Genomic DNA, 11,773 nt, shown 5'->3' with positions numbered 1-11,773 from the left:
GCCGAAGCGCCCTTTCACCCAACACCAGATCAGATCCTGAAACTCCCCACCAACTGCTTCAACCTCGCAGCCTGCTGCTCCAGATCCCCACACGCCCGCAAGGTCGAGTGCAAATTCTCCACACCCTCCTGGTTCAAGGTGTTGATCTCGGTGATATCCATGTTCAGCGACTCGATCACCGAGGTCTGCTCTTCCGTGGCGGTGGCCACCGACTGGTTCATCGCATCGATCTCACCGATGCTGCGGGTCACGCTGCCGAGCCGTTCGCCGGCCTGGTTGGCGATGCCGACGCTCGATTCGCTCTGGCGCTGGCTTTCGGTCATGGTGCTCACCGAGTCGCGCGCGCCGACCTGCAGCTTCTCGATCATCCCGTGAATTTCCTGCGCGGAGGTCTGGGTGCGATGGGCCAGGCTACGAACCTCGTCGGCCACCACGGCGAAGCCCCGTCCGGCTTCACCGGCGCGCGCCGCTTCGATGGCTGCGTTGAGCGCCAGCAGGTTGGTCTGCTCGGAGATGCCCTTGATCACGTCGAGGATCTGTCCGATGCCAACGGTCTGCGTATTCAGCGCCTCGATCTGCGCACAAGACGCGCTGATGTTGTTCGACAACTGCTTCATCGCTTCGATGTTCTGCTCGACGACCTTGCGTCCATCTTCAGCCTGATGGCTGGCACCGCTGGCCTGCTGCGAGGCATCGGCGGCGTTCCGTGCAATTTCCTGAGCCGCGGCGCCAAGCTGGTTGATCGCCGCCGCGACACTGTTGGTGCGGCTGGCCTGTTCATCGGAGTTGACCATTGATGAATTGGAAGCGGCCAACACGCGTTTCGCGACCTCGTTAACCTGCTCGGTCGCCGACGAAACATCCCGGATAGAGCCGTGGATACGCTCGACGAACCGATTGAACGCCGTGGCCAGAATGCCGAATTCATCGTTCGACTCGACCTTCAGCCGGCGAGTAAGGTCGCCCTCGCCCGCCGCAATGTTTTCCATGGCATGCCCCATGTCGGTCAACGGACGCATCAGCACACGGATCAGCATGCCTAGCAGCACCAGGATGAAGGCCACGGCGATAACGGTCGCCAGCATGGCCGTGGTGCGGAAGCTGGCCAGGGCGGCGAAGGCTTTGTCCTTTTCAATGGAAACACCCACGTACCAACGAACCGACGGCAGGCCCGGCACGGGGCTGAAACTGAGAATGCGCGCCTGCCCGTCCATCACCGCCTCGCTGTAGTGGCTGGTCAGGAGCGGGGTGTCCTGCGGATAGAGTTCGCCTAGCGTCTTCATCACCTTGGCTTTGTCGGGATGGACGAGGACCTTGCCGTCATCGCTGACCAGGAAGGCATAGCCCATGCCATCGAAGTCCAGCGCGTTGATGATGCTTACCAGGGCTTTCAGGCTGAGGTCGCCACCCACCACACCGAGCGATTGCGCACCGCGCTTTGCCGGAGTTGCGACAGTAACGACCAGCTCGTCCAGCGAAGCATCCAGATAGGGCTCAGTGAGCGTCGTGCCGTTGGCAGCCATCGCATCCTTGTACCAAGGGCGCGTTCGAGCGTCGTAATCGGCTGGCATCTCCTCGAATGGCCGCAGGATATAGCTGCCATCCGTTCCACCGAGGTAGGTGTACATGAATGTCGAGGCCAGTGCTTTCTGCTCCAACATACCCCCAACGCGCTCAGCGGAGCTGTCGGCCCCGATCGACTGTGCGGCGCTTTCGATCAGCAGGATTCGACCCGACAACCAGTTCTGGATGTTATGCGCGGTGATTTCACCCATCTCATCCAGGTAGCTTTCGAGGTTGTCGCGGATCGCGTTGCGCTGCAGGTAGTCGTTGTAGAGCGTGAACAGGGCAAACGTCGTGATCACGACGAGTGACGCGGCAAGGAGAATCTTGTGGCTGAACTTGAGACGGCTGGGCATAGCGCATATCCGGAGTTGATCTGTATAAAATCGGAGGTCCCTTTCCAGGCTGAGCATCCTTGTGCTAGTCGGCTTATCGGCGCGCGCCGGAATACCTTGAGCACACCGCCGGTCAGCTGGAAAGCTGCTCAGCTATCGCGTTTAGCAGATCCCTACACAGGCAAGCGCCCATAAAAAAAACGGCACTCCCGTTTCCGGAAGTGCCGTTCGATCAGCGGGATTGGTTTTCGCTGAAGATCAGACGTTGCGCCCAACCAATGCCGGCAGAACCCGCGGGCGCAGCCCTTCACCCAGGATGGTCAGCGCGCCGATCGCGCCGACGATCCAGTACCAGCGGGCCAGCGGGTCGAAGCCCAGCCAACCCAGCGCGTGCAGGAACACCATCATGATCAGCACCGGGCAGACGTAGCGGACCATGAACAGCCACAGCGCATACCCCAGCGGCGGTAAATCCAGTTCGTCGCGCATGATCTCGCTGCGTAGTGCGTAGCCGGCAAAGACCACGATGAAGATGCCGCCCAGCGGCATCATCCAGCGCGATGTCAGGTAATCCAGCCAGTCAAAGAAGTTCTTGCCGAACGGCGTCCAGCCAGCCATGAGGTTGAAAGAGAGCATTGCGAGCAGGCTGATGACCAGCAGCACCGCGCCGGCACCCATGGCGGCCTTCAGTCGGCTGATGCCGTGCTTCTCGTTGAGGTAGGCGACGGTCGCCTCGATCATCGAGATGGCAGACGTCAGCGCGGCAATGGAGACCATAGCGAAGAACAGGGTGCCGAACAGCGTGCCGAACGGCATCTGCTGGAAGGCCAGTGGCAGGCTCATGAAGATCAGACCAGGGCCGGCGGTAGGGTCCATGCCGTTGGCGAAAATGATCGGGAAGATGGCCAAACCGGCCAGCAGCGCCACGCAGGTGTCGGCGATGGCCACCATGAAGGTGGTCCGCGCAATGGACTGACCGTCGGGGATATAGGAGCCATACGTAAGAATGGCGCCGGACGCCAGGCTCAGCGTGAAGAAGGCGTGCCCGAGGGCCGCCAACAGCGCCTCACCGGTGAGCTTGGATGTGTCGAAACTGAACAGGAAGGCGAAGCCCTGATCGAAGCCACCACTGGTAAAGGCATAGCCGACCAGGATCAGCAGCATGATCGCCAGGCCCGGCATCATCCAGCGCACCGCGCTTTCGATGCCCTGCTGAACGCCTTTGGCGACGATCCACAACGTCAGGAGGGCTACCAGCACACTCCAGCCACCCAGCTGCCACGCGTTGGCGTTATGCGCCTCGAACACCTGTGCCAGGCTATCGACGGAACTGGCCGCAAGCGAGCCGTCGAGCATTTTGACGGTGTAAGCAAACGCCCAGCCAGCCACCACCACGTAGAAGCAGAGAATCAGAAAGCCGGCCGCCATGGCCATGCCGCCGACACCCTTCCACACCGGGCTGCTACCGTTCTCACGGACGGCCCGGCCGATGGCATCGATTGGGCTGCCTCGGCCGCGGCGGCCGATGGCGATTTCGGTCATCATCACCGGGATGCCGATGGCCAGGATGCACGCCAGGTACATCAGCACGAAGGCGCCACCGCCGTATTCGCCGGTGATGTAAGGAAATTTCCAGATATTGCCGAGGCCGACGGCCGAGCCGGTCGCGGCGAGAATGAAGCCCCAGCGGGAGAGCCAGAGGTTCTTGGGTTTTTCACGGGTCATGCGTCACCTGTTTATTTTTATCTGTGACGAAAATCGAACCCGCCGCGCGCGTGGCGCGACGGAGTGGCAAGGCAAATTATTGAGCGTCGGGCTGCACCTCCGGAGCTGCGTTGGCAAAGGCTTCGAGGGCTACGCACTGCTCGGTCATCTGCAAAATGCGCGGGTACGCACTGAGGTCACAGGCAAAACGGCGCGCATTGTATACCTGAGGAATCAGGCATGCCTCCAGATAACCCGGCCGTCTGCCGAGTGACAGTTTGCCGTCGAAGGCAGCCAACCCCTCCTCGACCCCAGCAAGCCCTGTGGTGATCCAGTGCTGGATCCACTGCTGCTTCGCCTCATCCTGGAGGCCCAGCGGGCCACTGAGGTACTGCAGCACGCGCAGATTGTTCAGCGGGTGCAGGTCGCAGGCAATGTGCAGCGCCAGCGAGCGCACCCGAGCACGATCGGCGGGGTCATCCGGCAGCAACGCCGGCAGCGGAAAGATCTCCTCCAGGTATTCAAGAATCGCCAGCGACTGACTGATGCGCTCGTCACCGTCGACCAGCAGCGGCACCAGCTCCTGCGGATTGAGTGCCTTGTACTCCGCCGAACGCTGCTGGCCGCCGTCCTTGACCAGATGCACGGGCAGGTTCTCGTAGGCGAGGCCTTTCAGGTTCAACGCAATGCGTACCCGGTAGGCCGCGCTGGAACGCCAGTAGCCGTAGAGCTTCAGCATGGCTGCCGAACCGGCCGTTGTGGTTGTGTCAGTGCTCATAACGCTCCCAGTGCAGGTTTCTCAATAAGGCAAACCCTATGACCACCCCGTGGCCATGTTTGTGGATAAGCCCGCTAAGCATGCGGAGTCGACTTGGCCGCGCCCATCACAAACCAGTCGGAGGAGCTCCACAAGCCCACATTCAGCGCCATGCGCAGCGTTGAGAGGGATGCGCTGGAAGCTTTTCTTTACAACCCGACGGAAGGCCCAGTGGAGGAGCTTGTAAGCCGTCCTACGTAACGAAAAGCTGACAACCGCGCTGCCAGCCACCGCATTCTCTGGTTCGCTCCCGTGGGCTGGTGGGCTGAAGCCCACCCTACTTTTTCTCGACCGATGGGCCGCCAGCTCCCCAGCTGTGTAGGGTGGGCTTTAGCCCACCGAGGCCTGTGCAAGCCGCTGCCTCTGTCATACGACAGAGATCGCCTGCCGGTTAAATCAACCCGCTCAGATTGAGAAACATCAGTGGGCTGGTGGGCTGGTGGGCTGGTGGGCTGAAGCCCACCCTACTTTCCTCGACCGATGGGCCGCCGGATCCCGGCTGTGTAGGGTGGGCTTTAGCCCACCGAGGCCTGTGCAAGCCGCCGCCCTGTCATACGGCTGAGATCGCCAATGCCGGTTAAATCAAACCGCTCAGATTGAGAAACACCAGTGGGCTGGTGGGCTGAAGCCCACCTTACTTTTCCTCGAACGATGGGCCGCCAGGTCCCCAGCTGTGTAGGGTGGGCTTTAGCCCACCGAGGCCTGTGCAAGCCGCGCCTCTGTCATACGACAGAGATCGCCTGCCGGTTAAATCAAACCGCTCAGATTGAGAAACACCAGTGGGCTGGTGGGCTGAAGCCCACCCTACTTTTCCTCGACCGATGGGCCGCCAGCTTCCCAGCTGTGTAGGGTGGGCTTTAGCCCACCGAGGCCTGTGCGAGCCGCTGCCCTGTCATACGACAGAGATCGCCTGCCGGTTAAATCAAACCACTCAGATTGAGAAACACCAGCACGATCGCCAGTGGTGTGCCGAAGCGCAGCAGCAACCACCACGCGCGGAACAACCCGCCCTGACCAATGCCGATGGCCTCGCGCACCGTTTGCTCCTTCAGCACCCAGCCGGTGAACAGCACCGTACACAGCCCGCCCAGCGGCATCAGCCAATTGGTGGTCAGGTAATCGAGACTGTCAAAGAAGGTTTTCCCGAACAGCATGTACTCGGACCAATAGTTGAACGAGAACACGCTGCCCAAGCTCAGCAGCCACAACAACGCGCCGCTGGTCAGCACCGCCTTCATGCGGCTCATGCCGAAGCGCTCGGTCATCCAGGCGATGCTCGGCTCGCTCAGCGATATGGCCGACGTCAGCGCGGCGATCACCAGCATGATGAAGAACAACCCACCCACGAGCTGGCCCAGCGGCATCTGCCCAAAGGCGATCGGCAGCGTGACGAAGATCAGCCCAGGCCCAGCACCCGGTTCCAGACCATTGCCGAATACCAGCGGAAAGATCGCCAGACCGGCCAGCAGGGCGACGGCCGTATCAGCGAGGGCAACCAGTATCGAGGTCTTGGCGATCGAAGTGCCTTCCGGCAGATAGGAGCCATACACCATCATCGCGCCGCAGCCGAGGCTGAGGGTGAAGAAGGCATGCCCCAGTGCAATCAGAACGCTGGTGGAGGTCAGCTTGGAGAAGTCCGGCACGAACAGGAATTCCACACCGCGGGCGAACTCACCGTTGAGCGCCGCATAGCCGACCAGGGCCAGCAAGAGGACGAACAGGCCCGGCATCAGGAAACGCAGCGAACGCTCCAGCCCGCCGCGCACCCCAAGCCCGACGATCAACATGGTCGCCGCCAGCACCAGGCTGCCGCAGAGGATCAGCCGTAACGGGTTGGCGAGCAAGGCGCCGAACAGCTCGCCGCTCGCCTCTCCGGTTACACCGTTGAAGCCGCCGCTGAGGGTGGTCGGCACGTAAGCCAGGGCCCAGCCGGCCACCACCAGATAAAAGCTGAGAATAAGAAAGCCGGTCAGCCCGCCAAGCCAACCTGCCACGCGCCATTTCGTACTGGCGCCTGCTTCCCGAGCCAGGCGCGCGACGGCGCCGTCGGGATTCTGCCGACCGCGGCGGCCAATCATCACTTCAGCCATCAGCAACGGAATACCGATCAACAGAATGCAGCCGAGATAGACCAGCACAAAGGCGCCACCGCCGTTTTCGCCGGTGATGTAGGGGAATTTCCAGATATTGCCCAGGCCGACCGCCGACCCGGTGGCGGCCAGGAAGAACACCCAGCGCGAGGACCAGAGGCCGCGCGCCGCGCTTTGCTGAGTTCGGACGGAGGCGCCACCGAGCGTACCGGCGGCGAGGCTGCTTTTGTCAGTCATTGCGGATTCCTGCTTGTTGTTTTTGTCAGGCTGATGTTGGTGGGGTGTACCGCGAAAACGAGCTAAAGGGCCGTCTGAGCCTGGATTGGCTGTGCGGTCCGTTCGCTGTTTCCGCTAAGGGCTTGGCAGTACGGCTTCGCGCCAAATAGAACGGGCGGCACAGGCCGCCCGACGCTTATGCGTGCAGCCGTTGCTCGCTAGGCTGCCCGACACGCTCACCGTCCTGAAGCCGCTCCAGGGCTAGCCGGTCCGCAATGATCGAGGTCGGCTCGCCACTGGCCGCGGCACGGTTGAAGATCTCACGCAGCGTGTCGGCGATGCCTTTGACGTGCGCATCGATCTGCGCCGCGTTGCCACCCACCCGCTGGTAATACACATCGATGATGCCGCCGGCGTTGATCGCATAATCCGGCGCGTACAAATGATTGCGACGCTGCAGCTCGACGCCGATCTCCGGGCTCGCCAGCTGGTTGTTCGCGGCACCGGCGATGACCGGCGCACGCAGGTGCTGAAGGGTCTCGGCGTTGAGAATGCCGCCCATGGCGCAGGGCGCGAACACGTCCACATCCAGGCCGTAGATGTCGTGCGGGCGCACGGCGTTGGCACCCAGCTCTTCGACGGCCTGCCGCACGTTGGCATCGAAGATGTCGCAGACCCACAGCTCGGCGCCGGCTTGTTTGAGGTGGCGGGCCAGACCGAGCCCGACATGGCCGACACCCTGGATCGCAACTTTCAACCCCTGCAGATCACCCCGACCGAAGCGCTGGCGCACGGCTTCACGCAGGCCGACGAATACACCGAGCGCGGTGGACGGCGACGGGTCGCCGCTGGCGATGCTGCCGTCTAGTGTGGTGCGTGGTGTAGCGCCGATGACATGGCGGGTGCGCTGGGCGAAGGCCTGCATCTCCGGCTCGCCAGTGCCCGAATCGGCCGCCGTGATGTAGCGACCACCGAGGCTGTCGACGAAATCGCCCATGGCATGCAGCAGGGCCTGGCTCTTGCCGGTATGCGGGTCACCGATGATCACCGCCTTGCCGCCACCGAGTTTGAGACCGGCCAAGGACGATTTCAGTGTCATGCCGCGAGACAGACGCAGCACGTCGCGCACGGCATCGTCGTCGCTGGCGTAGGGAAACATGCGGCAGCCACCCAACGCCGGACCGAGCGTGGTGTCATGGATGGCGATGATGGCGCGCAGACCCGATGCCTTGTCATGGCAGAACACCACTTGTTCGTGGCCATCGAAATCGGGATGGGTGAAAACGGACATTTGCGAATTCCTCTGTTGTTATTCTGTTCGGGAGCTCTGTTACCAGGCTCCTTCATATGTTCTGTCTGCATACGCGCTTGCGTTTGCAGGCCGGGCGACGGCCGTACGTCCAGAAACCGGTGGGCTGAAGCCCACCCTACGGCCGCGCCACTCGGACTGCTGCTGTAGGGTGGGCTTTAGCCCACCAATACACGAAACCCCGGCGGGCTAAAGCGGACGCCGCCCTGCCCGCCCGACTCCGTAGCGCTACGCGTCACGCCGCGGGCTCGAACAACCGTACGGTCTGCACCTCGTCGCCGCGGTTCAGCTGCTCCTTGAGTAGCTTCTCCTGCTGGCGGGCCTTGGCGATGGAGCGCTCCTTCACCGGGCCGTAGCCACGGATCAGTTCGGGCAGCGCAGCGATGGCTACGGCGGTGCGGTAGTTGCTCGGCTTGAGTTGCGCCAGCAGTCTGTCGAGGTTGCGCTCGTACTCGCTGATCAACTCGCGCTCCACACGGCGGTCATGGCCGTAGCCGAACACGTCCAACGGCGTGCCACGCAGGAACTTCAGCTTGGCCAGCACGTTGAACGCATTCAGCACCCAAGGCCCGAGTTCACGCTTGCGCGGCTCGCCAGTGGTGCTGTCGCGTTTGGCCAGCCAGGCCGGTGCCAGGTGGAACTGCAGCTTGTAGTCGCCTTCGAACTGCGCCTCGAGCTGCTGGCGAAACTCCGGCTCGCTGTACAGCCGCGCCACTTCGTACTCGTCCTTGTAGGCGAGCAGCTTGAAGTAGTAACGCGCCACGGCTTTCGAGAGCGCCAGGTCATCCGCGGTATCCACCGCACGCACGCGCTCGACCATCGAGCGATAGCGCTTGGCATAGGCCGAGTTCTGGTACTTGGTAAGGAAGTTCATGCGCCAGTCGACGATCTCTTCCAGGGTCTGGCAGAGCGGTTCGGCCATTTCCACCGGACGCGCCAGCTTTTCGACCGCCTCGCGCTCCAGTGCCGCACGACGGCCCCAGCGGAACGCTTGCTGGTTCAGCTGTGCGGCGACGCCGTTGATGCTGATAGCCTTTTCGATGGCCTCGGCAGACAGCGGCAACAACCCCTGCTGATAGGCAAAGCCCAGCAGGAACAGGTTGGTGGCGATGCTATCGCCCAGCAGCCGAGTGGCCAGGAAGGTCGCATCGATGAAGTGGGTTTTCTCTGCGCCCACCGCATCGACCAGCGCTTCGCGCATGGCCTTGCCCGGCACTTGTGCGTCAGGGTTGCGGGTGAACTCGGCGGTTGCCGACTCGTGACTATTGATCACCGCGTTACTGATCTGATCGTTGAGGCGGGTCAGGGAATCCTCGCCGGCAGCCACCACCAGATCGCAGCCCAGCAGCAGATCGGTTTCGCCTGCGGCGATGCGCACGGCGTAGATATCGTCCTGCTTGGCGGCGATACGCACGTGAGTGACCACCGGGCCGAACTTCTGCGCCAAACCGGCCTGATCGAGCACCGTGCAGCCCTTGCCTTCCAGATGCGCGGCCATGCCCAGCAGCGCCCCGAGGGTGGTCACACCGCTGCCGCCAACGCCTGGTATCAGCACGTTCCAGGGGCGATCCAGCGTCGGGTGCTGCGGCTCGGGCAATGTCGCTGCCTCGATACCGCCCGCCATGGCCTCGGGCTTGCGCAGCCCGCCACCGTGCACGGTGACAAAGCTCGGGCAGAAGCCTTCAACGCAGGAAAAGTCCTTGTTGCAGGCGTTCTGATCGATCTCGCGCTTGCGGCCCAGTTCGGTTTCCAGCGGCATCACCGCCAGGCAGTTGGACTTCTCGCCGCAGTCGCCACAGCCCTCGCACACGGCCGGGTTGATGAAGGCGCGCTTGGCCGGGTCTTCCAGCTTGCCGCGCTTGCGCCGACGACGCTTCTCGGTGGCGCAGGTCTGGTCATAGATGATCACCGAAACGCCTTTGAACTCACGCAGCTCGCGCTGCACGGCGTCTAGATCGCGACGGTGATGGAAGCTGGTGATCTGCGCAAAGGTCTCGCGGGTCGGGTATTTGTCCGGCTCGTCACTGACCAGCGCGATGCGTTTCACGCCTTCATCAGCGATCTGCCGACTGAGCTGATCGACCCGCAGTTCACCGTCGATGGGTTGGCCACCGGTCATCGCCACCGCATCGTTATAGAGAATCTTAAAGGTGATGTTCACCCCGGCGGCCACTGCGGCGCGTACCGCCAGACTGCCGGAGTGGAAGTAGGTGCCGTCGCCGAGGTTCTGGAACATGTGCGGCGTGTCAGTGAACGGCGCCTGGCCGATCCAGTTGACGCCCTCCCCGCCCATCTGGGTGAAGGTCTCGGTGCGGCGGTCCATCCACTGCACCATGTAGTGACAGCCAATGCCGGCCGAGGCGCGGCTGCCCTCCGGCACCTTGGTCGAGGTGTTGTGCGGGCAGCCGGAGCAGTAATGCGGCGTGCGCACAGTGTCATAGCTACGAGCGGCCAGCGCCTTTTCCTTCGCTGACAGAAACGCGAGCCGCGCCTGGATGCTGTCGCTGGTGTAGATCGGCGCGAGACGCTTGGCGATCACCCGGGCGATCATCGCCGGGGTCAGTTCGGAGAGGTTCGGCAGCAACGAAGTGCCGTGCTCATCGAACTCGCCGACCACCCGTGGGCGCTTGTCCAGCGGCCAGTTGTAGAGCTGCCCGGTGAGCTGGTCTTCGAGGATGCTGCGCTTTTCCTCGACCACCAGAATCTCGTCGAGACCCTGGGCAAATTCATGCACCGAGACCGGCTCCAGCGGCCAGCTCATGCCGACCTTCAATACGCGCAGGCCGACGGAGGCGCACAGCGCTTCGTCCAGCCCGAGGTCGTCCAGTGCCTGGCGAACATCGAGATAGGACTTTCCGGTGGTGATGATGCCCAGTCGCGGGTTCGGCGAATCGAGCATCACCTGGTTGAGGTTGTTGGCCCGGGCAAAGGCGCGCGCGGCGTAAATCTTGTACAGATTGAGGCGCTTTTCCTGCGCCAGCGGCGGGTCCGGCCAGCGGATATGCACGCCGTCTTCGGGCAGCTCGAAGTCATCGGGAATGCGGGTTTTCACGCGGAGCGGATCGACTTCGACCACCGCGGACGAATCGACATTTTCGGCGATGGTCTTAAGCGCCACCCAGCAACCGGAATAGCGCGAGAGCTCCCAGCCGATGATGCCGTAGTCGAGGATTTCTTGGACGTTGGACGGGTTGAGCACCGGGATCGAGGCGGCAATGAACGCGTGCTCGCTCTGGTGCGGCAATGTCGAGGATTTGCAGCCGTGGTCGTCACCGGCCAGCAGCAGTACGCCACCATGGGGCGAGACGCCAGCCGCGTTGCCGTGCTTGAAGACGTCACCGGAGCGGTCGACACCCGGCCCCTTGCCGTACCACATGGCGAACACGCCGTCGTACTTGGCACCGGGAAACAGGTTGGTCTGCTGACTGCCCCAGACCGCCGTCGCCGCCAGTTCCTCGTTGAGGCCCGGCTGGAAATGGATGGCGTGCTGCTTCAGGTAATCGCGCGCTTCCCAGAGGCTTTTGTCCAGCATGCCCAGCGGCGAGCCGCGGTAGCCGGAGATGAAGCAACCGGTGTTCAGGTTTTGGGCCTGGTCGCGTTGATGCTGCAGCATGGGCAGGCGGGTCAGCGCCTGGGTGCCGGTGAGGTACAGATGCCCGGTAGCGAGCCGGTACTTGTCATCCAGGCGGATCTCGGCCAATGACATGTGGCGCTCCTGTTTGTTTTTATCGGAGTCTGG

Annotated in this window: 6 protein-coding genes and 1 pseudogene; all 7 read right to left on the bottom strand. The window is 62.7% G+C overall.

Annotated features, from left to right (window positions below):
• Positions 1–29: 29 nt before the first annotated feature.
• The 7 genes and pseudogenes from K4O48_RS20645 to K4O48_RS03905 all read right to left on the bottom strand — a co-directional run bounded on the left by K4O48_RS20645 (position 30) and on the right by K4O48_RS03905 (position 11,740).
• Positions 30–794 (bottom strand): methyl-accepting chemotaxis protein, encoded by a 765-nt coding sequence (locus K4O48_RS20645; RefSeq protein ID WP_409518935.1) that lies wholly within the window; start codon positions 792–794, stop codon positions 30–32.
• Positions 795–887: 93 nt separating this feature from the next.
• A pseudogene (locus K4O48_RS20640) lies at positions 888–1,919 on the bottom strand (cache domain-containing protein); the annotation flags it as partial.
• 237 nt (positions 1,920–2,156) lie between these two features.
• Complete coding sequence (locus K4O48_RS03925; RefSeq protein ID WP_222910778.1) at positions 2,157–3,623, bottom strand: sodium-dependent transporter; 1,467 nt, start codon at positions 3,621–3,623, stop codon at positions 2,157–2,159.
• A gap of 76 nt (positions 3,624–3,699) precedes the next feature.
• Complete coding sequence (gene maiA / locus K4O48_RS03920) at positions 3,700–4,341, bottom strand: maleylacetoacetate isomerase (protein ID WP_222911985.1); 642 nt, start codon at positions 4,339–4,341, stop codon at positions 3,700–3,702.
• Between the two features lie 995 nt (positions 4,342–5,336).
• On the bottom strand, positions 5,337–6,746 hold the full coding sequence (locus K4O48_RS03915; protein ID WP_222910777.1) for a sodium-dependent transporter: 1,410 nt from the start codon (positions 6,744–6,746) through the stop codon (positions 5,337–5,339).
• Between the two features lie 175 nt (positions 6,747–6,921).
• Entirely contained in the window at positions 6,922–8,016 is a 1,095-nt protein-coding gene (locus K4O48_RS03910) for a Glu/Leu/Phe/Val dehydrogenase dimerization domain-containing protein (protein ID WP_222910776.1), read from the bottom strand.
• Positions 8,017–8,269: 253 nt separating this feature from the next.
• Positions 8,270–11,740 carry an indolepyruvate ferredoxin oxidoreductase family protein gene (locus K4O48_RS03905; RefSeq protein WP_222910775.1) on the bottom strand — a complete coding sequence of 1,157 codons (3,471 nt, stop codon included), beginning with the start codon at positions 11,738–11,740 and terminating at the stop codon, positions 8,270–8,272.
• Positions 11,741–11,773 lie beyond the last annotated feature (33 nt).

Origin of the sequence: Pseudomonas sp. DNDY-54, assembly GCF_019880365.1 — a bacterium.
GTDB classification, from domain to species: domain Bacteria; phylum Pseudomonadota; class Gammaproteobacteria; order Pseudomonadales; family Pseudomonadaceae; genus Stutzerimonas; species Stutzerimonas stutzeri_P.
This window is presented reverse-complemented; position numbering and strand designations above follow the sequence as displayed.